The organism is Streptomyces sp. NPDC055287, assembly GCF_053646035.1.
In genome coordinates this window covers 502,847-525,498 of sequence record NZ_JBSHNE010000001.1, presented here as the reverse complement: position 1 = coordinate 525,498, position 22,652 = coordinate 502,847, and the positions used below count along the sequence as shown (strand labels likewise).

The 22,652-nt window shown below is 72.3% G+C and carries 18 protein-coding genes and 1 pseudogene; 5 read left to right on the top strand and 14 right to left on the bottom strand.

What is annotated here, in order from left to right:
• Positions 1–34: 34 nt before the first annotated feature.
• A pseudogene (locus ACWIHY_RS02280) lies at positions 35–360 on the top strand (MFS transporter); the annotation flags it as partial.
• A gap of 60 nt (positions 361–420) precedes the next feature.
• On the opposite strand, the gene ligD reads toward ACWIHY_RS02280, so the two are convergent.
• The 4 genes from ligD to ACWIHY_RS02260 all read right to left on the bottom strand — a co-directional run bounded on the left by ligD (position 421) and on the right by ACWIHY_RS02260 (position 5,388).
• Positions 421–1,341 carry a non-homologous end-joining DNA ligase gene (gene ligD / locus ACWIHY_RS02275; protein WP_454373647.1) on the bottom strand — a complete coding sequence of 307 codons (921 nt, stop codon included), beginning with the start codon at positions 1,339–1,341 and terminating at the stop codon, positions 421–423.
• A gap of 129 nt (positions 1,342–1,470) precedes the next feature.
• A complete protein-coding gene (locus ACWIHY_RS02270; RefSeq protein ID WP_454373646.1) occupies positions 1,471–3,333 on the bottom strand; it encodes a transketolase in 1,863 nt (620 codons plus the stop codon).
• 27 nt (positions 3,334–3,360) lie between these two features.
• On the bottom strand, positions 3,361–4,713 hold the full coding sequence (locus tag ACWIHY_RS02265; protein WP_454373645.1) for an NAD(P)/FAD-dependent oxidoreductase: 1,353 nt from the start codon (positions 4,711–4,713) through the stop codon (positions 3,361–3,363).
• A gap of 258 nt (positions 4,714–4,971) precedes the next feature.
• Positions 4,972–5,388, bottom strand: coding sequence for a phage holin family protein (locus tag ACWIHY_RS02260; RefSeq protein ID WP_454373644.1), 417 nt, complete (start codon positions 5,386–5,388; stop codon positions 4,972–4,974).
• A 137-nt stretch (positions 5,389–5,525) separates the two neighbouring features.
• On the opposite strand from ACWIHY_RS02260, the gene ACWIHY_RS02255 reads away from it, so the two are divergent.
• Both ACWIHY_RS02255 and ACWIHY_RS02250 read left to right on the top strand, forming a co-directional pair.
• Entirely contained in the window at positions 5,526–6,335 is an 810-nt protein-coding gene (locus ACWIHY_RS02255; RefSeq protein ID WP_454373643.1) for a class I SAM-dependent methyltransferase, read from the top strand.
• A 76-nt stretch (positions 6,336–6,411) separates the two neighbouring features.
• On the top strand, positions 6,412–6,765 hold the full coding sequence (locus tag ACWIHY_RS02250; RefSeq protein WP_454373642.1) for a VOC family protein: 354 nt from the start codon (positions 6,412–6,414) through the stop codon (positions 6,763–6,765).
• A gap of 3 nt (positions 6,766–6,768) precedes the next feature.
• Here ACWIHY_RS02250 and ACWIHY_RS02245 read toward each other — a convergent pair whose 3' ends face one another.
• The 3 genes from ACWIHY_RS02245 to ACWIHY_RS02235 form a co-directional block, all read right to left on the bottom strand.
• Positions 6,769–8,739 (bottom strand): DUF5107 domain-containing protein, encoded by a 1,971-nt coding sequence (locus ACWIHY_RS02245; RefSeq protein WP_454373641.1) that lies wholly within the window; start codon positions 8,737–8,739, stop codon positions 6,769–6,771.
• 150 nt (positions 8,740–8,889) lie between these two features.
• The gene (locus ACWIHY_RS02240; protein WP_454373640.1) at positions 8,890–9,435 is read right to left on the bottom strand and encodes a GNAT family N-acetyltransferase; all 546 of its coding nucleotides are present in this window, start codon (positions 9,433–9,435) and stop codon (positions 8,890–8,892) included.
• A gap of 63 nt (positions 9,436–9,498) precedes the next feature.
• A complete protein-coding gene (locus tag ACWIHY_RS02235) occupies positions 9,499–11,337 on the bottom strand; it encodes a CocE/NonD family hydrolase (protein WP_454373639.1) in 1,839 nt (612 codons plus the stop codon).
• A 193-nt stretch (positions 11,338–11,530) separates the two neighbouring features.
• On the opposite strand from ACWIHY_RS02235, the gene ACWIHY_RS02230 reads away from it, so the two are divergent.
• Complete coding sequence (locus ACWIHY_RS02230; protein WP_454373866.1) at positions 11,531–12,019, top strand: DinB family protein; 489 nt, start codon at positions 11,531–11,533, stop codon at positions 12,017–12,019.
• Between the two features lie 27 nt (positions 12,020–12,046).
• Here the strand turns inward: ACWIHY_RS02230 and ACWIHY_RS02225 are convergent, their stop codons facing one another.
• The 7 genes from ACWIHY_RS02225 to ACWIHY_RS02195 form a co-directional block, all read right to left on the bottom strand.
• A complete protein-coding gene (locus ACWIHY_RS02225; protein WP_454373638.1) occupies positions 12,047–12,982 on the bottom strand; it encodes a S66 peptidase family protein in 936 nt (311 codons plus the stop codon).
• The gene (locus ACWIHY_RS02220; RefSeq protein ID WP_454373637.1) at positions 12,979–14,970 is read right to left on the bottom strand and encodes a prolyl oligopeptidase family serine peptidase; all 1,992 of its coding nucleotides are present in this window, start codon (positions 14,968–14,970) and stop codon (positions 12,979–12,981) included. Before ACWIHY_RS02220 ends, ACWIHY_RS02225 begins: the two co-directional genes overlap by 4 nt.
• A 28-nt stretch (positions 14,971–14,998) precedes the next feature.
• Positions 14,999–16,360 (bottom strand): M20/M25/M40 family metallo-hydrolase, encoded by a 1,362-nt coding sequence (locus tag ACWIHY_RS02215; RefSeq protein ID WP_454373636.1) that lies wholly within the window; start codon positions 16,358–16,360, stop codon positions 14,999–15,001.
• A complete protein-coding gene (locus ACWIHY_RS02210) occupies positions 16,353–17,186 on the bottom strand; it encodes a M55 family metallopeptidase (protein WP_454373635.1) in 834 nt (277 codons plus the stop codon). The genes ACWIHY_RS02215 and ACWIHY_RS02210 overlap by 8 nt, the downstream gene beginning before the upstream one ends.
• Positions 17,187–17,308: 122 nt before the next feature.
• Positions 17,309–17,971 (bottom strand): class I SAM-dependent methyltransferase, encoded by a 663-nt coding sequence (locus tag ACWIHY_RS02205; RefSeq protein ID WP_454373634.1) that lies wholly within the window; start codon positions 17,969–17,971, stop codon positions 17,309–17,311.
• 170 nt (positions 17,972–18,141) lie between these two features.
• Entirely contained in the window at positions 18,142–20,535 is a 2,394-nt protein-coding gene (locus ACWIHY_RS02200; RefSeq protein WP_454373633.1) for a DHA2 family efflux MFS transporter permease subunit, read from the bottom strand.
• Between the two features lie 179 nt (positions 20,536–20,714).
• On the bottom strand, positions 20,715–21,158 hold the full coding sequence (locus tag ACWIHY_RS02195) for an SRPBCC family protein (RefSeq protein ID WP_454373632.1): 444 nt from the start codon (positions 21,156–21,158) through the stop codon (positions 20,715–20,717).
• 137 nt (positions 21,159–21,295) lie between these two features.
• On the opposite strand from ACWIHY_RS02195, the gene ACWIHY_RS02190 reads away from it, so the two are divergent.
• Positions 21,296–22,324 carry an Rv2578c family radical SAM protein gene (locus ACWIHY_RS02190; protein ID WP_454373631.1) on the top strand — a complete coding sequence of 343 codons (1,029 nt, stop codon included), beginning with the start codon at positions 21,296–21,298 and terminating at the stop codon, positions 22,322–22,324.
• The last annotated feature ends 328 nt before the right edge of the window (positions 22,325–22,652 follow it).

Here is a 22,652-nt window from a genome sequence, read left to right as displayed (position 1 = left end):
GCGTTGTTCGATTGCGTTCGGGTACCCGCCGGCGATGACATCAACGGACACAGGGGTGATTCGCGCCGGCATCCCGGCGAGGCTCGGTGGCCTCCCGTGGTCTCCCTGGCACTGGCGGATGGTCATCGGGCTGGGCACGGCCTGGGTCCTCGACGGCCTGGAAGTGACCATCGTCGGCAACATCGTCGGCCGTCTCGCCGAGGGGCAGCGGCATCGACGTCACCACCCGGGTGACCACCTGGGCGGCTGGCCTGTACGTCGCCGGGGCAATGCGTGGGCGCGCTGTACTTCGGCCGCCCCACCGACATCCCCGGCCGCAAGGAGCTGTTCGTGCTCACGCTCGCGGTCTGTCTCGCGGCGCCGCTCAGCGCGGTGACGGACCCGGCCCAGGGCGGCAGGACGGCCTGAGCGGGCTGCCGGTCACCGCAGAGCGCGCAGGCGCCTGCGCGCCGGGCCCAGGGCGCGGCCCCGGGAGGAGACGCCCGACCAGGGGTGCGTGCGGGCCTGTTCCAGGACGCCGTCGGGGTCCTTCAACGACCAGCTGTGCGCGGTGAGTCGCTCGTCGTCGAGCTGGCTCCAGGAGACCGGCACGGCGACCGGCGCGCCCTCCTTGGCGCGGACCGACCAGGGTGCGACAGCGGTCTGGGCGTAACCGTTGCGCCCGATGTCCAGGAAGAGCCGGTCACCACGGGCCTGTTTGCGTACGGCCGTCGTCAGCTCGTCGGGCCGGCGCGCGGCGAGGGTCTCCGCGATCTCCCTGGCGAAGGCGCGGGAGTCGTCGAACGTGGTGTTCCCGTCGAGGGGCACGATCACGTGAAGTCCCTTCGAGCCGGTGGTCATGAGCGTGGACGGCAGCCGGATCTGGTCGAGGAGTTCGCCGAGCCGGTACGCCGCGTCCCGTACGGCCGGGAAGTCGTCCCCGGGCGGGTCCAGGTCGAATACCAGCCGGTCGGGCCGGTCGACGCGGTCCGCCCTGGAGAGCCAGCGGTGGAACGTGAGGCATGCCTGGTCGGCCAGGAAGACGAGGGTGGCGCTGGTGTCGCACACGGTGTGCGTGACGGTCCCGCCCTCCTTCGGGACCCGCACCCGGCGTACCCACTCGGGGTAGTGCTCGGGCGTGTCCTTCTGCATGAAACGCGGGCCGTCGGTGCCGTCGGGCCGGCGTTCCAGCATCAGGGGGCGGTCGCGGAGCTGGGGCACCATGAACGCCGCCGCCCGCCGGTAGTAGTCGGCGACATCGGCCTTGGTGAGGCCGCAGTCGGGGAAGAGGACCTTCCCGGGGCGGTGGACGGTCACCGTGCGGTGTCCTGCCCTGACGGTCGTGGTCTCGGTGTCGCTCATTCTCTCTCCCGGGCTCGCTCCGGCGTCGTGCACCGGCACGCACAAGCGCGGGCCGCCTGCGGGCCCGCACGGCGCGGGGAGGGTGGCGGGATGTTCAGGGCACCCCGCCACCCACGCCCCGCCGCGCTGTCACAGCACGAGCACCTTCTCCGCCAGGAGCTTCACGGCGGCCGCGATCGAGTCGGCGTCGATGCCCGCGGCGCTGAGCTGTTCCTGCTCGGTGGCCGAGCCGGGCATGTTCCCCACGGCCAGCCGGACCAGCCGCGGCGCCGGCCGGCCGTCGGAGAACACCTCGGCGACCGCGTCGCCCAGGCCGCCCTGCGGATGGTGGTCCTCCACCGTCACCAGGCAGCCGGTGCGTTCCGCCGCCTCCTGCACGGCGCGCTCGTCGACGGGCTTGACCGAGTACAGGTCGACGACCCGGACCGGCAGGCCGTCGCGCTCCAGCAGGTCCGCCGCGCGCAGGGCCTCGTGGACCGTCACTCCCGCGGCGAGCAGGGTCAGCTTGTCGGCGTCGCCGGAGCGCAGCAGCTTGCTGCCGCCGACCGGGAACTCCTCCTCGGGCCCGTAGATGACGGGCATGGCGCCCCTGCTGGTGCGCAGATAGCGCACGCCCCGGCTCTGCGCCTCCCCCTCCGCCATCGCGGCGACGAGCTTGGCGGTCTGGTTGGCGTCGCACGGGTAGAGGACGGTGCTGCCGTGCACGGCGCGGAACATCGCGAGGTCTTCGAGCCCCATCTGGGAGGGCCCGTCCTCGCCGATGGCGACCCCGGCGTGCGAGCCCACCAGGTTGATCCCGGCCCTGCTGACCGCCGCCATCCGCACGAAGTCGTGCGCACGGGTCAGGAACGCCGCGAAGGACGAGGCGTACGGGACATAACCGCGCGTCTGCATCCCGACCGCCGCCGCGACCAGTTGCTGCTCGGCGATGTAGCACTCGAAAAACCGGTCCGGGTGCTCCTTCGCGAAGAACTGCGACCGCGTCGAGTCGCTCACCTCGCCGTCCAGGGCCACGATGTCGCCGCGCGCGGATCCGAGCGCGGCGAGCGCCTCGCCGTAGGCGTTGCGCGTGGCGACCTCGTCTCCCTTCTCGTAACCCGGCAGCTGCAGCTTGCCGCCGGGCGCGCCGAGGAGGCCGGAACTCCGCGTGCTGGGCGGCTTCTGCACCTCCACCCGGACGAACCGGGGCCCGCCGAGCTCCGCGATCGCGCTGTCGGCGTCCTTCAGCGGCTTGCCGTGCATGCCTTCCTTGTCCTCCACGGCGGCGACACCGCGCCCCTTGTGGGTGCGCGCGACGACGGCGGTGGGGCGGCCCGTGGTCGAACGAGCCTCGTTGAAGGCGGCGTCGACGGCCTCGACGTCGTGGCCGTCGACCTCGATGGTGTGCCAGCCGAAGCCGTGCAGCCTGCGGCTGTACGCCGCCAGGTCCCACTCGTGGCGGGTGGGGCCGCGCTGACCGAGCCGGTTGACGTCGATCACGAGGGTGAGGTTGTCGAGGTGCTCGTGGGCCGCGTGCTCGACGGCCTCCCACACCGATCCCTCCGCCATCTCGCTGTCGCCGCTCAGCACCCACACCCGGTACGGGGCCCGGTCGAGCCGCTTGCCCGCCAGCGCCACGCCGACGCCGACCGGCAGCCCCTGCCCGAGCGAGCCCGTCGCCACGTCCACCCAGGGGAGCCTGGGTGTCGGGTGGCCTTCGAGGCGGCTGCCGCGCTGCCGGTAGGTCAGGAATTCCTCGTCGTCGACGGCGCCGGCCGCCCGGTACATGGCGTACAGCAGCGGTGAGGCGTGCCCCTTCGACAGGATGAAACGGTCGTTGCCGGGATGGTCGGGCCGGTCGAAGTCGTAGCGCAGGTGCCCGCCGAGGAGTACGGCCGCGAGGTCCGCCGCCGACATCGACGACGTCGGATGGCCCGACTGCGCGGCGTCGGCGGCCCGTACCGCGTCCACCCTCAGCTGCTGCCCGAGCTGGATGAGCTGTTCGCTGTCCATGTCACTCCCTGTGGTCGCTCCCTGCGGTCACCCGTCGGGTTCACTCTGCTCCGCCCGGCCGCGCGGGCCGGGGATCCTGGCCAGTTCCGGCGACGACGTGTCGAGCGGCACCGACCAGGACCGGACCAGGCCCAGCTGCACGGCCTGGCGCGGCAGTACGGCGTCGAGCATCCAGTCGGCGGCGACCCGCACCCGGTTCCCCGGCATGGCGGCGAGGTGGTAGCCGCGTGTGACCGCGCCCGCGACGGGGCCGGACAGCGGGACGCCGAGAGGGTTGGCTGCGGCCTTGACCCCGCCGAGGTCCACGACGAACCCCAGATCGTTGTGCTTGTACTGCTGCCGCTCCCCGTACCCGAGGGAGGCGGCGACATTGCGGCCCGCCACCTTTCCCTGCCGGGCGGCGTGCTGGGCGGTCATCGGCGTGAACTCGCCCGGCCTGGTGAGGTCGGGCACGGCCGCCGCGTCGCCGCAGGCGAACACCTCCGGGTGACCGGGCACATTGAGGGACGGGTCGACGAGCAGCCGCCCGCGTTCGACGGGCAGGCCGACCTCGGAGACCAGCGGGTCGGGTCGTACGCCGACACACCACACCAGGGTCTTCGTGCCGACGAACTCCCCGTCGTCCAGCAGGACCCCTTCGCGGGTGGCCTCCTTGACGGACGTCCCCGTCCGTACGTCGACTCCGCGCCCGCGCAGCACCTTGTCGGCGGTCCGCGAAAGACGACGGTCCAGTTCGGGCAGGACGCGCGGCGCGATGTCGAGGAGCAGCCAGCGCGGCTTGTGCCCGGCGTGCTTCCAGGCGCGCTGCTTGCGGACGAGGGCGTCGGTGAACATCTGGCCCTGGGCGGCGACCTCGGTCCCGGTGTAGCCGGCGCCGACGACGACGAAGGTGCGGCGGACGGCGCACTCGTCCGGGTCGCCGGTGGCGGCTGCCAGTTCGATCTGGCGGGTCACGTGGTCGCGCAGGTAGAGGGCCTCGGGCAGACCGCGGAAGCCGTGGGCGTGTTCGGCGACGCCGGGAACCGGCAGGAGCTTGTTGACGCTGCCGACGGCCAGCACGAGCCGGTCGTACTCCAGCTCGCCCTTGTCGTCCTCGGGCCCGGTGTAGTGCACACGCCGCGCCTCCAGGTCGATGTGGTCCGCCTCGCCGAGGACCAGCCGTACGCGCGGAAGCGTCCCCGGCAGCGAGACCGTCACGCGGCGCGGCTCGAGGATGCCGGCGGCGACCTGTGGCAGGAGGGGGAGGTAGAGGAAGTAGTCGGTGGGATTGAGAAGGACGATCTCGGCGTTGTCCCTGAGCCGCCGGGAGAGGGTCCTCGCGGCCTGGTGGCCGGCGAAGCCCGCTCCGACGATGACGATGCGGGGACGAATACGGGTCACTGCGTTCACCTCGTAGGCGGGGCGGTTGCGGTGGACCTTCCCGGTGCCCCTGTCCCCGGGGGCCAAACACGGGGGCGGCGCGAGTTTCCCGGCCTACGCGCTGGTTGCCCGGCGCACGGAAACTCGGGATCGACGCGCCGCGGCGGGATCACGGAGTTCCCCGCGGGCGGCGGCCCTCGCGCAGGCGCACCGCCTGGAGGTCCCGGGCCACCGCGCGCCGCACGCCCAGGCGCACGCGGCGGCGGTCCTGATGGGCCGTCAGGCGTGGTGGTGCGGGCCCTTCGAGTCGCCGGGCGCCGGGGTGGCCGGGGGCGCCTGCGGCACGGGCGGGGCGCCGAAGGGCGTGCCGCTCGGCGGGGTGACGGGCGGCACGGCGGGGGCGCCGAGCTCGGCGTCGTGAGTGCCGCTGCCGGGGCGGCCGGCCTGCTGCTTGAGCACGACGGCCAGCCCGATCAGCAGGATCCCGGCGACCAGCCCGGCCGCCCACGCGGGCAGGGCGATGTCCAGTACGAGTACGAGGAACGCGGTGACCGCCGCGCCCCCGTACAGCGCGGCCGCTCCGGCGGCGGTGTAGAGGCGCGCGGTGCGGCTCTGCTTCCTGGTCTGTTCGCGCAGCTCGTCCTTGATGGTGTCGCGGACGACCTGTGCGACGTGTTCCGACAGGTTCGTATCCATGGGCGTGCGAGTACCCGCGCGGCGCTCTCGTACTCGTGTCTCTCATATTGAGATCCACGTCTCACATTCCGGCTGGTCGGCGTAACGTTCGGCGTACCGCTTCGACGCTCAGGCGCTTCAGGAGAAGGAGTACGGCCATGCCCGAGGAGACCGCCGTCTACACCCATGGACACCACGAGTCGGTGCTGCGCTCGCACAGTTGGCGTACCGCCGCCAACTCCGCGGCGTACCTCCTGGACGAACTGCGGCCGGGGCTGGACGTCCTGGACGTGGGCTGCGGACCCGGCACCATCACGGCGGACCTGGCCGCACTGGTCGCTCCTGGCCGGGTGACTGCGGTCGACGCGGCGCGGGACGTCCTCGGGCGGGCGCGCGAGGTGACGGCGGAACGCGGGCTGGCGAACGTGGAGTTCGCGGTGGCCGATGTGCACGCGCTCGACTTCCCCGACGGCTCCTTCGACGTCGTCCACGCTCACCAGGTACTCCAGCACGTCGGCGATCCGGTGCGCGCGCTGCGCGAGATGCGGCGGGTGTGCCGCCCCGGTGGTGTCGTCGCGGCGCGCGACAGCGACTACGCGGCCATGACGTGGTTCCCGGAGGTGCCGCTCATGGACGAGTGGCAGCGGCTGTACGGCCGTGTCGCCCGCGCGAACGGCGGCGAACCGGACGCGGGCCGCAGGCTCCTGCACTGGGCGCGCGCGGCCGGCTTCACCGACGTACGGGCTTCGGCGGCCGCGTGGTGCTTCGCGACGCCGGTCGAGCGTGCGTGGTGGAGCGGCCTGTGGGCGGACCGTACGACGGGCTCGGTCTACGCCGAACTGGCGGTGAAGGGCGGCCACGCGACGCGGGACGACCTGGCGGCGATCGCGGGGGCGTGGCGGGACTGGGGCGACCGGGAGGACGCGTGGTTCATGGTGCCGCACGGGGAGGTGCTGTGCCGCGCGTAAGGACGGCTTTCCTTCCCCGGCAGGCACCCTGCCGTACCCCCGCCGGGCCGACAGAGCACCAACTACCCTGATCCTTATGGAGATCCTGGGAACCACGCTGCGCATCTGCGTCGACGACCTGGAGGCCACCGTGGCCTTCTACGAACGCCTCACGGGAAGCCGCGCACTGCGCTTCGAACGCGGCGGGGTCTCCGTCGCCGCAGTCGGCTGCTTCCTCCTGATGAGCGGCCCCGAGTCGGAACTCGAAGTGTTGCGCAAGGTCTCGGCGACCATCGCCGTCAAAGACGTCGACGAGGCCGGCGCGGCCCTGACCGGGGCCGGTGCCCGCATCATCGCGGGCCCCGTCCCGACCCCGGTCGGCCGCAATCTGATCGCCGCGCACCCGGACGGCTCCGTGTTCGAGTACGTCGACCGCCGTGCGGTGAGCTGAGCCCTACTCCCCCGCAGGCCGCATCCGGTAGTCGTACGCGGCGGGCAACGGCTCGTCGCTGACCGCCGCCCACACCTCGCCCAGGGTCTCCGCACCCTCCCGCAGGTCCGGCACCTCGAACCCGTCGTCGAAGAGGGCCCGGGCGCCCGTCTTGTCGCCCTCGGCGGCAAGGAGCTGCGCCTCGACCAGCCGGAATCGGCCGGTCGCCCGCAGAACGGCAGGCAGCCCCTCCCACACCGCGCGCGCCGCCTCCGGCCGCCCCGCCGCGAGCAGCGCGGCGATCGCCTCGCGCCCCAGCGCGGCGGTCGCCGCCGCCCACGCCTCGCCGTCGCCCCGCTCACGGCAGAGGTCCTCGAACGCCTCGGCGTAATGGTCGGCGGCGCGCCCCGTGTTGCCCGCGTCCCGGTCCGCGACAGCGAGGCAGCGCAGCAACGGCCAGCGGGAACTGGTGACTTGAAGACCTCGCTCCCAGCTGCGCACCGCCTGCGCCACATCGCCCGCGTGCCACTGGGCGACGCCCAGGTGGTACTCGGTGAGGGGCTCGGCGGGCGCCGTCTCCAGCATGTCCCGCCAGTGCGGCGCGACCAGGGACGGGCCGGGCGGGACCGCCTCGCCCGCCGTCGGGAACGTCCCGCTGCGCAGCAACTCCAGCCAGGGCTGCTGCTCTTCCCCCAGCGCCGCCTCACCGAACGGCGTGCCGGGGAGCTTGAACCCGGCGCGCAGGACTTCCAACGCGCCCCACCCGGAGCCGGTCGCGAGCGAATCCCCCGGCTCGTGGTCGGCGTACGGCCGCCACGCCTCGTACGCCGCGTCCACCCGTGCCCGCGGCAGCGCGCCCTCCAGCCGGGCCTCGGCCTCCGCGCGGGCCTCGGCCCAGTCGTCACCGTGCACCGCTCCCGGGTCGGCGGTCAGCGGACCGTACGCTTCCAGCCAGCTGAACTCGGCTCCGGCCTCCAGCGGTACGTGCTCCAGTTGCGTGCGGGCGAGGCCGGCCTGGATCTCGGCGTAACCCGGGGTCCCCGGTTCGGTGAGCCACTGCTGCCAGCGCCGGCCGCCACGCCCCGCGCCCCACAGGAACAGCTTGCGCCCGCGCAGGTGGTCGGTGGAGGTCTGGACGAGCCCCTGACCGTCGGCGTCGAGCGAGGCGACCCACTTGCGGGCCTCTTCGGGCACGTCGTAGAAGTAGTCGGCCGGGTAGTCGCCGCGCAGCGGGTACGTGCGGTCGACGCCGCCGGACTCCGGCACGGGCACACGCCGCAGGCTGCGTTCGTACCCGAAGTGCCATGCTCGGTCCGCCGGGGCGAGGACCCGGGTCCCCTCGTCCTCCGGGACCGCGATGTTGGACCACCAGTAGGTGGGCACGGTCCGCTCGTGCGGATTGCGTATCCGTACGCCGACGTACAGGAAGTCGGAGTCGGCCGGCAGCCACAGGTCCACCTGGAAAGGCAGGTCACGCAGCCGTTCCCACTCCCAGAGCCGGACCATGTCGTCGCCGTCGGGGCCGGGGACGATGGCGGCGTGCAGCGGGGCGCAGGACAGCGTCGTGTGTCCGGTGGCGCCGATGTTCCACTCCAGCCCGCCGGAGAACCAGGCGCCGTTGAGCGCGAAATCGGCGGGCTGGAAGACCGGGTTGCGGTAGAGGAGTTCGCGTCCGGACGGCTTGTGGAACAGCGAATGCACCCGCCCGCCGAGTCCCGGCAGCACGGTAGCCCGCAGCCGGTCGTTCTCGATGACGATCGCGTCGAAGCCGGTCTCCGTCCGCTCGCGTCCGTATCCGTCCCGCACGCGCACCGGCAGGAGGGTGCGCAGCGGCTCGTATCCGGCCTGCCGCGCCATGTCGCGCGGGAGACCCGCGCGCGAACGCTCGTCGAGGACGTGCTGCTCGTCGAGGGGGCGGAGTCCCGGAAGCGGGTTCTCCGGCCCCAAAGGGGCGGCGGGCAGGGTCAGTACGGCACGTCGCACGGTCGTGGCCAAGGCAGCCTCACTCCCTCACACGGGCCGCCGTCCACCGGCGCCCGACGCCCATCGGATCACGCCGGACGCCACCCTGACCAGGGGGTCCTGGCTGGATCTGACCGTGCGGGAGCGGTAGAGAGCGCGGGGGCCGGCGCCCGGGGGGCCGGGTCAGCGGTGTCGCATCTCCGAGGTGATCGCCCATCGTTCGTGGTCGCGCCAGGCGCCGTCGACGTGGATGAAGTCCGGCGAGTAGCCCTCCAGTCGGAAGCCGGCCCTGCGGACGAGTGCGATGGACGCCTTGTTCCCGGGCTGGATGTTGGCTTCCAGCCGGTGCAGGCCCAGCGGGCCGAAGGCCTGGTCCACGACCAGGCCCAGGCCCTCGCTCATCAGGCCCCGGCCCGCCGCGTGGGCGAACGCGCCGTAGCCCAGCGCGCCGCACAGGAAGCCGCCGCCGACGATGTTGTTGATGTTGATGAAGCCCGCGATGCGGCCGTCGGAGCGCTCGCACACCAGGTAGCCGACCCGCGCCGGGTCGTCGAGGAGCAGACCCGCGTAGGAGGCGTACGCCACCGGCTGTTCCGGCGGGAAGAGCCATGGGCGGTGCAGGCTCCTGCTCTCGCGCGCCCGCGCCGTGAACTCGTCGGCGTCGGCGTGGCTGAAGTGGCGCAGGGCCACGCGCGGGCCCTCGGCAAGGTGGACGACGCTCTCAGGCATGCGGCCAGGCTACGTCCGCCGGCCGTGAAACAGCCGGCCTGCGACGCGTCCCCCACGGCCGCCTCAGCCGAGCGACCCCCTGACCACCGGGAGCTCCAGGACGCCGGTGTCCTCGGGCGCGCTGGTGACGGTCACCGGCTTGATGCCGCGGTTGCCGTAGTAAGCGTCGTCGCTGGCCGCGACGACGAACTCCAGACGGTGCCCCGCCTCGTACCGGTGCACGATGCCGGGGAGCGAGACCGTGAAGGGGCGGCTCACGTCGGGCACCCGGACCGGCGCGACCAGGCGCTGGACCAGCGTCTTCTCGCCGTCGGGGGCGACGTCGTACAGCTTGGCGAAGAGGACGAGCTTGTCCGCCGCGTCGCCGGAGTGCTGTACGCGCCCTGTCTTCGGGGAGACGACCCTGAGCGTCGCCCTCGGCGCGCCGACCACGTCCACGGGTGCCTCGAGCGGCTCGGTGGACCAGCCCAGGTAGGTCCCGGGGGTGTCGCTGGGGTCGCGCTCGGGCAGACCGGTCAGGCCGGCCAGCGAGGTCTCGGAGTGGCTGGTGGGAAGCGGGTGATTGCGGTACTCGCGGGCGCCGCGCACGACCTTGGACCGGTTGTCGACGAGCTTGCCGTCACCGGAGAGATAGACCTTCTGCGACAGCGCGGGCGGCGCGGCGGCCGTACCGTAACCGCTCTGCCAGTCGCGGTAGTACGCGAAGGCAGGACCGGTGTCCGTGCCCTTCTTGCCGTGCAGATAGCGGTCGAACCAGGTGAGGATGCGCCTGCCGACGTAACTCGTCTCCAGGTTCCCCTGCCCGAGGTCGAGTTCCCCGGCCGCAGGGGCGGTGATCCCGCCGCTGTGGCCCCAGGACTGCCAGATCATGCGGGTCTCGGTGCCCTGTGCCTTGAGCGTCCGGTACGTCGCCTCGGCCTCGTTGAGGTTGAAGAGCGTGTCGGCCTGGCCCTGGACGATCAGAGTGGGCGCCTTGACCTTGTGGAGGTACGAGGCCGGGGAGACGCTGCGCGCGTACGCCATCATCTCGGCGGTGGGGCCGGCGGGGTAGCGGCCGGTGGCGAGGAGCCGGGTGGTCCCGCAGGCCCTGGCGACGAAGTGCAGACAGCCGCCGCCCCCGATGCGGGACAGGTCCAGGCCGGGGTTGAGCAGGCCCTGCGCCTCGCCCATGAGGAAGAAGCCGGACGTCCACTGGTACTTGTACGCCCCGGGGGTGGCCGGGCCGTCCGCGTTGTTCGTGTTGCCCGCGTTGCCCGCCCTGTTCGGGTAGTCCGCGTTGTTCGGGGCGAGGGAGTAGGCGAGGTCGTTCCAGGTGATCAGGGGTACGAGGGCGTCCAGGCGGCGGTCGTTCGCGGCCGTGGCCAGCTGGATCGTGCCGCCGTACGAGCCGCCGATCATCCCGACGCGCGGATCGCCCGCGCCGTCCTTGACGACGTAGTCGGCGCGGGTGCCGTCGGCGGCGGCGCGGGTGCCGCCCAGGAAGTCGACGAGTCCCGATGCCGCCCTGCCGTCGATCTGCGGGTCATTGAGCGAGATGGGGCACCCGGACTTGCCGAAGCCGAGGCCGGAGTAGGCGAGGGCGACGTAGCCGCGCGTGGCGAAGGCCTTGGCGATGGCGTCGGTGGAGCCGTCCGCCTTGCTGCCGCCGAAGCCGTTGGTGGTGAGGACGGCGGGGGCGGGGTGGGCCTTGCCGACCCCGGCGGGGCGGTAGAGGTCGGCGTCGACCGTGCAGTTCCTGTCGCCCGCCCGCACCGTGAACTTCAGCGGCGTGACGGTGAATTCGCCCGCCGCGCCCGCCTGTCCGGGGGCGGCGAGGGCGAGCGGCGCGGCAAGGGCGGCCCCTACGGCGAGAACGAGGGGCCTGCGGGAGCCGGAGGCCAAGTGGCGACGGCGACGGGACATGAGGACCTCCACAGTGAGGGGACCTTACCGACCAGTAGGTATCGGCGCCGGTCATGCTGTGACACGTGTCATACCACTGTCGACTCCCCTGACACGGGTGATTGATGGAAAGTCAGCAGGTTGGCGCCAACCGGTCCGGAAGGCTCGGCGGAAGTACGTTGTCAGACCCGGCTGTTACGTTTCGGGCATGACGATGAAGCAGGTGCCGTTCACCGGCGGCGAGAAGGAGAGTCTCCACGTCAGCCTCGACCGCCACCGTGATGCCGTGCTCTGGAAGCTCGACGGCCTCGACGACGAGCAGCTGCGCCGGCCCATGACCCCGTCGGGGACGAATCTGCTCGGCCTGGTGAAGCATCTGGCGACGGTGGAGTACGGATGGTTCTGCACCCCGTTCGGCCGTGAGAGCGAACCGCTGTGGTTCGATCCCGAAGAGGACATGGCCGCCGCCGACAACGAGTCCACGGCCGACATCGTGGCGTTCTACGGCCGCGCCCGGGCCGCCGCCGACCGGGCCATCGCCGAGCTGGACCTCGACACGCTGGGCACGTCGTGGTCGGGCAACACCGTGTCGCTGCGCTGGGTGCTCATCCACATGCTGGAGGACACCGCACGGCACGCGGGTCACATGGACATCGTCCGCGAACTCATCGACGGGGCGACGGGTGACTCGCCGGGGGCCTGACACCGGACGGCCCTGCCGGCGGACACCTCAGCGCAGCGCGGGCACGTCCAGCGTGAGGGTGCGGGTGTCCGTGTCGAGTACGGCGGGCACGCCGAGCGGCATGGTCAGGGCGGTCGCGCAGTGCCCGAAGCCCAGCTCCTCGACGACCGGCACCCCCAGAGGCCCCAGCCGGTCGTAGAGCAGGCTCCGTACCTCGTGTTCGTACGGGCCGCAGTCCTCCCACGAGCCGAGGGCGACGCCCGCCACGCCGTCCAGCCAGCCGGACCGCGACAGCTGCGTGAGGATGCGGTCGAGGCGGTACGCCTCCTCACCGATGTCCTCGATGAGCAGCAGACCGCCGCGGGCGCCGGCGCGCGCGTCCGGGGTGCCGAGACCGGCGGCGAGCAGGCTGACGCAGCCGCCGAGGGTGATGCCGCGCGCCCGGCCGGGGACCAGTACGCCCGCTGTCTCCAGCCCCAGCGTCATGACCGACTCGGGGTCGAAGAGCGTGGCCCGCAACGACTCCTGGGTGCGGGCGTCCTTGAGGAAGGACATGGTGGCGGCCATCGGGCCGTGCAGGGTGGACAGGCCCAGCCGTACGGCGAACGCCTCGTGCAGCGCCGTGATGTCGCTGTACCCGACGAAGACCTTGGGCCCGGCCGCCCGCATCGCGTCCCAGTCGAGCAGATCCACCATGCGCTGGACGCCGTAGCCGCCCCGCGCGCAGATCACCGCGTCCACCGACGGGTCGCACCAGGCGTCCTCCAGGTCCCGGGCCCGCGCCTCGTCCGGGCCGGCGAGGTAACCGAACTCCAGGTGGGTTTGCAGCACATGGGCCCCCACCACCGGTTCGAGGCCCCAGCTCCGCAGGATACCCAGCCCCGTCTCGAGCCGTTCCGCGGGGACGGGCCCGCTGGGGGCGACGACGGCGACCCGGGCTCCCCGCCCCAGTCGCGCGGGCCGGGTCAGTGGCGCGAGAGTCATGTGGTGAGCTCCAGACGCGGTACGTCGCTCCGGTCGATGCCGAAGACCTGGGCGTACAGGGAGAGTTCGGCCTCCAGCGCGCGAGTCAGCGTCTCGGCCCTGCGGAAGCCGTGCCCCTCCCCCTCGAAGGCGATGTACGCGTGCGGAATGCCGCGCCCCGCCATGCGCTCCAGGAACCGCTCGCACTGCGCCGGCAGGCAGATCACGTCGTCGAGCCCCTGGAGCAGCAGGAAGGGAGCGGTGATCCTGTCGGCCTGGTGGGCGGGCGAGCGCTCACGGTAGCGCTCCGGGTAGGCGGCGAGCGGCCCGACGAGGCTCTCCAGGTACTGCGACTCGAAATCGTGGGTCTCGCCCGTCCCCCAGCCCGCCAGGTCGAGGATCGGGTAGAGGACGGTGCCGCAGGCGTACACGTCGGTGGCGGTCAACGAGGCGGCGGCGGTCCAGCCACCCGCGCTGCCGCCGCGGATCGCGAGCCTTCGCGGATCGGCGGTGCCCTCCTCGGCCAGGGCGACGGCGACGGCCGCGCAGTCCTCCACGTCCACGACGCCCCACTGTTCGCGCAGCCGGTTGCGGTACTCGCGCCCGTACCCGGCCGATCCGCCGTAGTTGACCTCCGCGACCCCGATGCCGCGCGACGTGAAATAGGCGATCTCCAGGTCGAGTACGAGCGGGGCGCGCCCGGTGGGGCCGCCGTGCGCCCACACGACGTACGGCGGCAGCTCGTCGGCGGGCGCGACGCGGCCGGGGTTGTGCGGCGGGTAGATGTGGGCGTGCGTCTCGCGCCCGTCGGGTCCGGTGAAGACGCGGATCTGCGGCTCCGGATAGAAGGACGGGTCGACCGGGTCGTCGTGCGCGGACCCGATCACCCGGGTGTGCCCGGTGGAGGTGTCGAGCTCCATGACTTCGTACGCGCTGCGCGGGCTGGCGGCGACACCGACGACCCGGCTGCCGTGCACGGCGAGCGTGGGGGTCCATTCGGTCCAGGGGCCCGCGGAGTCGACGACTTCGCAGCTCTCAGGGTCGAGGATGCCCAGCGCGGTCGTGCCGCTGCCGTGGACGACGGCGACCAGGCCGTTGTCCAGCGGGTGGAACCAGCGCAGGCCGATCCTCCAGAGCGGCCCGCCGAACTCCTCGTCACGGGAGCACAGCGCGACGGTCTCCCCGCGCGGGTCCGCGCGGTACAGGTTCCACCACCCGCTGCGGTCGCTCGAGAAGAGCAGCTGCCCGTCGGCGGTCCAGTCGACCTGGGCGACCGACTCGTCGGGCCCGCCGACCAGGGACCGTGCCTCGTGGAAGGCGCCGTCCCCGCCGATGTCCGCGAGGATCACCTCCGTGCCGTCCCAGGGCATCCGGGGATGGTCCCACGCGATCCAGGCGGCCAGGCGTCCGTCCGGGGAGACCCGGGGCCCTGTGACGAAGCGGTGCGCGCCGTCGGAGAGTTCCCGTACGGCCGCGCGGTCACCGGCGGCCGATCCGTCGAGCGGTACGGCCGCGATGACGCGCCGTACGTCGGTGGGCGCCTCGCCCGTGAACTCCTCCAACACGCACCACACCTCGCCCGCCGCGCCCCGGTCCATGCGCAGCTGCGGGTCGGCCCAGCGCAGCCCACCGCCGGACTCCGACACGGGGGTGAGGGGGCGGGGTACGGCGCCGGGGACGTCGGGTTCGTACGCGTAGAGCCGCTGGTCGGGGAAGTGGATGAAGACGACGAGCGGCCCGCCCGCTGCCCGCTGTGCCCCGGCCCAGGGCCTGCCGCCGTACTCGATCACTCTGCTGCGTACGTTCCAGGGAGCGGGCAGGACCGATTCCTCACCGCCGTCCGCGCGACGGCGTACCAGCGCGCGCCGGCCTGCCTCGGCGGGACGCGGCGCCGTCCACCACACCTCGTCGCCGATCACGCCGACGTACTCGGGGTGCCCGTCGTGCGAGGCGGCGAGCCCGGCGCCGATCGGCGACGGCCAGCTTCCGTACGTCCCTGTGGGCACCATGCCGTCCAACTCCCCCTGCTAGTCCCTGCTAGGCGGTCTTCAGGTAATGATCGAGCACGCGCACTCCGAAGTGGAGAGCCTCGACAGGTACGCGTTCGTCCACCCCGTGGAAGAGCGCCTGATAGTCGAAGTCGACGGGCAGCTTCAGCGGCGAGAAGCCGTAGCCCGTGATGCCGAGCCGTGAGAACTGCTTGGCGTCCGTGCCGCCCGACATGCAGTACGGCACGACGTGCCCGCCGGGCGCGAAGTGCTCGACCGCCGCGCGCAGTTTCGCGTACGTCGCGGAGTCGGTCGGCGCCTCGAGGGCGGTCTCCCGGTGGTGGAACTCCCAGTCCACCTGATCGCCGGTGAGCAGGTCCAGGGTCCGGCGGAACTCCTCCTCGCCACCGGGCAGGAACCGCCCGTCGACGTACGCGGTCGCCCGCCCGGGAATGACATTGACCTTGTAACCGGCGTCCAGCATGGTCGGGTTGGCGCTCCCCCGTACCGTCGCCTCGACCAGCGCGGCGGCGGGCCCCAGCTTGTTGAGCAGCGCGTCCACGTCGAAGTCGGGCGCGTCGAAGTCCGGTACGTCGAGGTGGTGCAGGGCGGCGAGTTCGGTGAGGCTGGCCCGGACGGTCGGGGTGAGCCGCACCGGCCATTCGTACGCTCCGATGCGGGCGATGGCGGCCGCCAGCCTGCTCACCGCGTTGTCCCGGTTGACCTTGGAGCCGTGGCCGGCCGTGCCGACTCCGGTGAGCTTGAGCCAGCCGGTGCCGCGCTCACCGGCGGCGATCGGGTAGATCTCCATGCCGGGGCCCGCGTGGAAGGTGTAGGCGCCGGACTCGCTGATGCCCTCCGTACAGCCTTCGAAGAGCTCCGGGTGCTCGGCGGCGAGGAAGCCCGAGCCGTCGACCGCGCTGGCCTCCTCGTCGGCGGTGAAGGCGAGCACGATGTCCCGGCGGGGTCTGGTGCCGGAGCGCGCCCAGGCCCGTACGACGGCGAGGACCATCGCGTCCATGTTCTTCATGTCGATCGCGCCACGGCCCCAGACCACGCCGTCGCGGACCTCCCCGGAAAAGGGGTGCACGGCCCAGTCGGCGGGCTCGGCGGGTACGACGTCGAGGTGGCCGTGCACGAGGAGCGCGTCCGCGGACGGCTCGGTGCCGGCGATCCTGGCCACGACGTTGGTCCGTCCGGGGGAGCGTTCGAGCAGGACGGGCTCCAGGCCGGCGCCGGCCAGCCGCTCGGCGACGTACTCCGCGGCGGGGCGCTCGCGGCAGTCCCCGCCGCCCCGGTTGGTGGTGTCGATGCGGATGAGATCGGACGTGAAGGCCACGACCTCGTCGAGCGCGAGCGCGTCGATGGTGGCCTCGGCCGTTCTGCCGTCGGCCGGCTGCTTGTCAGCCATACTGCTCCTCCACCGCGGCCGAGACGATCGTCGTGACGGCCTTGAAAGTACGAATGCCCTCATACATCGTTCCGCTGGTGTACGCGACACGCCGTTCGCCGGTCGCCTCCACCCCCGGTACCACGGTGGCGACCCCCGAAAGGTGCTCCGCGTCGAATTCCAGCTCCACCGTGAACGGGCCGCCGGCCACCGGCTCGTGGCGTACGGCCAGGGCAGTGGCCTCCTTCGCGGCGGCCCTGATGTCCGCGGCGGTGCGGGCAGGCGTGCGGCACACCGCGGCGTACCGCGACACGTAGTCCTTGACCGCGACCTTGCGGGCCCCGGGAGCGTACCCCTTGGCGTCCTCACAGGTGAGGTCGTCCCCTGTGACAAGTACCACCGGTACGCCGTACTCCGCGACGACGTGGGAGTTCAGCAGGCCCTCGCTCGCCCGCTCGCCGTTCACCCACACGCCCGTGACCGAATTGGCGAGGTAGGTGTGCGCGAGGACGCCCTCGGTGCCGGCGCCGGTGTGATAGCCGACGAACGCGATGCCGTCCACGTCCCCGTGCTGCACACCCTCGACCATGCTGAGCGACTTGTGCCGCCCCGTGAGCATCTCGGCGCGCTCGTCGAGATGCTCGAGGAAGAGGTTGCGCATCGACCAGTGGGCCTCGTTGATGAGCACCTCGTCGGCTCCCCCGTCGAAGAAGCCGAGAACGGCCGCGTTCACGTCCGAGGTGAACAGCGACCGGCAGCGCTCCCACTGCGCGGTCCCCGGCAGCACATCGGCCGGCCAGGTGACACCGGTGGCGCCCTCCATGTCGGCGCTGATGAGGATCTTCATGCGGCATCACGTTACGCGTCGGCGTCGACCCCGGCCAGGCTTGCCCGGCGCGTCCGAAGGTCCGGTCCGGGGAGTCCTGTCACCTTCCCCGCCGCCGCGCCGCCCGCACCGGAGCCGGCACCTCACTGCAGCGTCTGGGTGATCCGCCACAGGCGGCGCGGCAGGTCGCCCTCCTCGAAGGCGTGGACCTCGCGCAGGTCCCACCCCTCGGCCAGCGCGTCGACCAGTGCGCGGTCGAAGAAGTGCACCGCGAACCCGCCCTGCTCGAAGACGTCGTCGCCGTGGACGGTGCCCGCCCCGTAGTGGGCGTCCCCGGTGTGCCGCACGGTGTAGACGAACGTGCCACCGGGCCGCAGGACCCGCCGTACCTCTCCCGTCAGCTCATGGATCTCCGGCGTCGAAAGGGCCATGCACATCAGCATGTGGGCGAAGACCGCGTCCACGGAGCCGTCCGGCAGCGGCAGGGGGCGCCGCACGTCGTGGACCATGACGCTCACGGTGGGAGCGAGTCCCAATTCCTTGGCCCGGAACTCGAGTTGCTCCAGCCCCTCGGGGCTGAAGTCGGTGGCGCGGACCGTGAAGCCGCAGTCGGCGAAGTACAGGGCGTCGCGCCCGTGCCCCGCCCCCAGCTCCAGCACGTCCTTCGCGCCCGCCACGCAGAAGACCGCCGCGGCGTGGACAGCCGCGGCCGAGGGAGCCTCGCCGTACACCCGGGGATGTTCGGCGTACGTCCGCTGCCAGTGCTCGCGCTGCGCGTCGGCCGGCTCCCGGCCCTGGTCCGGCATCGTTGCTCCCTCGGGGTCCACCGGTGCCCCGCACCGGGGCCGGGCTCAGCGTAGGACCCCACCCGCCCCAGGGGCCCGTACCGGGCCCGGGAAGGCGCGGCGGCACTCCGAACGGCCCCACGGCCGGTCTGTCGCCCGCTGTGCACCCGGGGTGTCCCGGCCTCCAAGTCTCAGTCCTCGTGGCCGAGTTGCAGATCGCGTTCGGTACGTCCGCCGCCCGCGACCTGGAGCACGGTGGCGACCGGGGGGTAGCCCGCGGCGATCACCGTGTACTCGCCGGACGACAGATCGACGAAGCGGAAGGTGCCGTCGGGCCCCGTGGTGAGCGTGTCCGCCACATTGCCCCCGGCGTCGAGCAGCGTCACCCGGGCGTCCTCCACGGGCCGGCCGCCCGTCGCCCGTACGGTGCCGCGCAGCACCGCGCCGCCCGCCAGCTCGATGTTTTGCCTGGTCTCCCGTGAGGCCTGCACGCTGACCGGCAGAGCGGCGGGCCGGAACGCCGGGGCGCTCCCGGCCAGGGTGTACTCCCCCGCCACCAGCTCCGTGATGACGTAGCCGCCCTCTCGTCCGCTGCGGGTCGACGCGACGACCTCGCCCCGTACGTCGGTGAGCGTCACGGCGGCGTCCCGCACCGGTGTGCCGTCCGCGGTGAGTACGGTCCCGGCGAGGCGGCCCGCGCCGCCGAGCACCACGTCCAGCTCGACGGGGCGTTCGCCGACGGTGACGGTGACGGCCTGTGGCTGGTGTCCGCCGGCCGCCGCGATCATCACGTACGAGCCGGACCCGGCCACGCTCAACGCGTACCGCCCGTCGTCGCCGCTCGCACCGCGTCCGACCTGCCGTCCCGATACGTCGATGAGGGTGAGGGCGGCGCGCGGCACGACGCTGCCGTCGTGGTGCTGGACGGTGCCGCAGACGGGGACGCCCGACAAGTAGGGAGGGGCGGTGCGGGCCGCGGGGATCGCGGAGGGATCGGCTGTGGGGGCGTTGTGGGACACCAGCGGTTTCTCCTTGAGGAAGCAGGCGATGAGGAGGCCGAGTACGAGCACCGGCACGAGGTGGAGGAAGATCCGCGGCATGGCTTCGGCGTACGCCTCGATGTAGGCGTCGCGCACCGCGGGCGGCATGGCGTGCACGAGCTGCGGGGTGATGGAAGCCGGATCGGGCGGGCCGGCGTCCCCGGGCAGCCGCCCGGCCGGCGCGTCGGCGAGCCGGTTGGCGAACAGGGTGCCGAGGACGGCGGCGCCGACGCTCCCGCCGATCTGCCAGCAGTAGTTGTTGGCGCTGGTGGCGGCGCCGAGGTCGGCCGGGGGCACGGCATTCTGGACGGCGAGGATGAGCACCGGCAGCACGAGCCCGACGCCGATGCCGAGTACGGCCATCCAGATGCTGTAGTGCATCCGTGAGGTGTCGGCCTCCAGCCGGGACAGCAGCCACATGCCCAGTACCGAGCACGCGCTGCCGACGACCGGGTAGACGCGGTAGCGGCCGGTGCGACTGATGAGCTGCCCCGAGACGAGGGAGGCGACGACCACCCCGCCCGTCATCGGCAGCATGAGCAGTCCGGCCTCGGTCGCGTCGGCGCCGCCGACCATCTGGAGGAACGTCGGCAGATAGCCGGCGACCCCGAAGAGCGCGATGCCGGCAACCGCGCCGACGAGGCCGCTGATGGTGAGGACCGAGTCGCGGAACAGCCTCATCGGCATGAGCGGTTCGGGCGTGCAGTGCTCGACGACGACGAAGAGCAGAGTCGTTCCGGCAGCCCCGGCGGCGAGCCCGAGAATGACCCGCGAGTCCCAGGCGTACTCCGTACCGCCCCAACTGGTCAGCAGCACAAGGCAGGTGGAGACGGCGGCGAGCAGCAACGCGCCGAGAATGTCGAGGCGCGGCAGCACATCGGGCTTGGGGAGTTTCGGTACGACGGCGATGACGGCCATCGTGACCAGCCCGAAGGGGACGTTGACGTAGAAGCACCAGCGCCAGGAGGCGTGGTCGGTGAGAAGGCCGCCGAGCAGCGGTCCCGCCACCGCCGCGAGCCCGAAGGCAGCGCCCATGAGGCCCATGAAGCGGCCGCGGGCCCTGGGCGGCACGATGTCGGCGATGATCGCCTGGACGCCGATCACGAGACCGCCGGCGCCGATGCCCTGGACGGCGCGGAAGGCAATGAGCTGGTCCATGGTCCGGGACCAGCCGGCCAGTGCCGAGCCGACGACGAAGACGGCGATCGCGAACTGGAAGATGCCCTTACGGCCGAAGAGGTCGCCGAGTTTCCCGTAGACGGGGAGGCCGATTGTGGCGGTGAGCAGGTAGGCGGTGATCACCCACGACATCCGGTCCAGGCCCCGGAGTTCACCGACGATCTTCGGGAGGGCGGTCGCGACGATCATCTGCTCCAGCGCCGCGAGGAGCAGCGCGAGCATCAGCCCGAAGAACACCAGCCGGACCCGGCCCGGGCTGAGGGGCGGGGCTCCGGGCCTTGCGGCGGCGGGGAGTTGCGCTCCGGGCGCCGGCGGCTCGACGGCGCCGCCCACCGCGCCCGTCTTCACCGAAGTGATCCCGCCCACGTACTGCTCCCCTCGTCGCACTGCGCCGCCCTTTTCTCGCATTGCGCGACAACAGGGAGCAAGTGGGGCGATCGAGGCGGGAGGCGCACGCGGGCGGCTTCACCCCCGGTGGGAACCCCTGCGGCGCACTACCGGCGCGCCGGGAAGACCACTCGAACCGGTGACGGGCTGCTCAGGGGCTACTTCTCCACCTGGGCGGCGAGGTTGGCGAGCAGCGCGTCGTAGATCCGGCCGAGCCCCTTGGGCGCGAAGGTCTTCTCGAAGAAGCCGCCGATGCCGCCGGCGCCGTTCCACACCGTGCTGACGACGGCCTTGGACTTGCCCTCGCCTGCCGGGGTGACGGTCCAGGTGGTGACCATGGACGAGTTGCGGTCCTTCTCGACGAGCTGCCCGTCGGTCGGCTCGGTCACTTCGAGCAGGCAGTCGCGGACGCGCTTGCTGGTGGCCTGGAGCTTCCAGCGGACGAGGGTGCCCTCACCGTCACCGCCCTCGCGCACCTCGTACTCGGAGAAGTGCTCGGGCAGGAGCTTCTCGCGCGACCCGCTGTAGTCGGCCAGCGTGTCGAACACCGTCTCCGCATCCGCCGCGATGATCCGCTCCGTGGTGGCCTCGACCTGCGCCATGCCTGTTCCTCCAGCACTTGGGTTTTCAAGGGTGCGGCTTACCCAACCACCTCCGGCGCGGCGGCCCAAAATCGAGGTTGCGGCAAAGAAGGGAACATGTGTTCTATTCTGTGGTGAGGGCTACCGAGGAGGCGCACATGCGCTGGAACAATCTGGCCGAAAACCCCGCCACTACCGGGGAGGCCGCGCTCTTCGGAACGGACGCGGTGACCACTCGCACCTTCGACACCCCCGAGTTCCGGGGAATCACCTTCCACGAGGTGCGCGCCCGCTCGATCGTGAACCGGGTGCCGGGCGCCTCTCGCATGCCGTTCGAATGGACGGTCAATCCGTACCGGGGCTGCACGCACGCGTGCGTCTACTGCTTCGCCCGCAAGACCCACACCTACCTGGACCTCGACACCGGCCTGGACTTCGACTCCCAGATCATCGTCAAGATCAACGCGCCCGAGCTGCTGCGCGGACAGCTCGCCTCCAGCCGCTGGCAGGGCGCGCACATCGCGATGGGCACGAACGTCGACTGCTACCAGCGGGCCGAGGGCCGCTACCGCCTCATGCCCGGCATCATCACCGCCCTGCGCGACCGCGCGAACCCCTTCTCGATCCTGACGAAGGGCACACTCATCCTGCGCGACCTCGATCTGCTGGTGCAGGCCGCCGAGGTCACCGACGTCGGCATCTCGGTCTCCGTCGGCTTCACCGACCAGGAGCTGTGGCGCACGGTCGAACCGGGCACGCCGTCCCCGGAGCGCCGACTCGGCGTCGTACGCACGCTCACGGACCACGGCATCGGCTGCGGCGTCCTGATGGCGCCCGTCATCCCCTTCCTCGGGGACTCCCCCGACCAGCTGCGCGCCACCGTCCGGGCGATCGCCGTCTCGGGAGCGACCTCGGTCACCCCGCTCGTCCTGCATCTGCGGCCGGGCGCGCGCGAGTGGTTCATGGCGTGGCTCGGGCAGAACCATCCGCATCTGGTGCGGCGGTACGAGCGGCTGTACGCCGAAGGGGCGTACGCACCCAAGTGGTACCAGCGGCGCATCACCCGTCAGGTGCACGAGCTGGCGACGGAGTTCGGCATAGGCCCGTCGGGACCGGGCGTGCGCCGGCGCGTTCCGCCGGCTGCGGATCCGGAGCCTCCCGGCCCCACGCAGCTCACTCTGCTCTGACGCCACGCCAGTCACAAAAACGGGGTCAGAACGCCTTTTTCCGGGCGACCTTCCGGCACGACGCGGCGGGGGCCGTGTCACTCACGGCCATGTTCCCCCCAGCACGGGAGGCCAGGTGAAGAAACGCGCAGGAGCCCTGTTCGCCGTCGGAACGACGGTGGCCGGACTGGTCACGGCCGTACCCGCCCTTGGTCTCGGCGGACGCCGTCCGCCGCCGGTGCTCCTCGTTCCGGGTGCCCCTCGACACGCCGATCCGGCCGGCAGGCAAGCCGGCTCTGGCACTTCCCGTCCGTACGGCCGGACTCGGTGCCGCGCGGCGAGAAGCAGG

Coding starts and splice junctions, on each gene's coding strand:
- ligD (WP_454373647.1), bottom strand. CDS start 1,341: ATGAGCGACACCGAGACCACGACCGTCAGGGCAGGACACCGCACGGTG.
- ACWIHY_RS02270 (WP_454373646.1), bottom strand. CDS start 3,333: ATGGACAGCGAACAGCTCATCCAGCTCGGGCAGCAGCTGAGGGTGGAC.
- ACWIHY_RS02260 (WP_454373644.1), bottom strand. CDS start 5,388: ATGGATACGAACCTGTCGGAACACGTCGCACAGGTCGTCCGCGACACC.
- ACWIHY_RS02255 (WP_454373643.1), top strand. CDS start 5,526: ATGCCCGAGGAGACCGCCGTCTACACCCATGGACACCACGAGTCGGTG.
- ACWIHY_RS02250 (WP_454373642.1), top strand. CDS start 6,412: ATGGAGATCCTGGGAACCACGCTGCGCATCTGCGTCGACGACCTGGAG.
- ACWIHY_RS02240 (WP_454373640.1), bottom strand. CDS start 9,435: ATGCCTGAGAGCGTCGTCCACCTTGCCGAGGGCCCGCGCGTGGCCCTG.
- ACWIHY_RS02235 (WP_454373639.1), bottom strand. CDS start 11,337: ATGTCCCGTCGCCGTCGCCACTTGGCCTCCGGCTCCCGCAGGCCCCTC.
- ACWIHY_RS02230 (WP_454373866.1), top strand. CDS start 11,531: ATGAAGCAGGTGCCGTTCACCGGCGGCGAGAAGGAGAGTCTCCACGTC.
- ACWIHY_RS02225 (WP_454373638.1), bottom strand. CDS start 12,982: ATGACTCTCGCGCCACTGACCCGGCCCGCGCGACTGGGGCGGGGAGCC.
- ACWIHY_RS02220 (WP_454373637.1), bottom strand. CDS start 14,970: ATGGTGCCCACAGGGACGTACGGAAGCTGGCCGTCGCCGATCGGCGCC.
- ACWIHY_RS02215 (WP_454373636.1), bottom strand. CDS start 16,360: ATGGCTGACAAGCAGCCGGCCGACGGCAGAACGGCCGAGGCCACCATC.
- ACWIHY_RS02210 (WP_454373635.1), bottom strand. CDS start 17,186: ATGAAGATCCTCATCAGCGCCGACATGGAGGGCGCCACCGGTGTCACC.
- ACWIHY_RS02205 (WP_454373634.1), bottom strand. CDS start 17,971: ATGCCGGACCAGGGCCGGGAGCCGGCCGACGCGCAGCGCGAGCACTGG.
- ACWIHY_RS02195 (WP_454373632.1), bottom strand. CDS start 21,158: ATGGCGCAGGTCGAGGCCACCACGGAGCGGATCATCGCGGCGGATGCG.
- ACWIHY_RS02190 (WP_454373631.1), top strand. CDS start 21,296: ATGCGCTGGAACAATCTGGCCGAAAACCCCGCCACTACCGGGGAGGCC.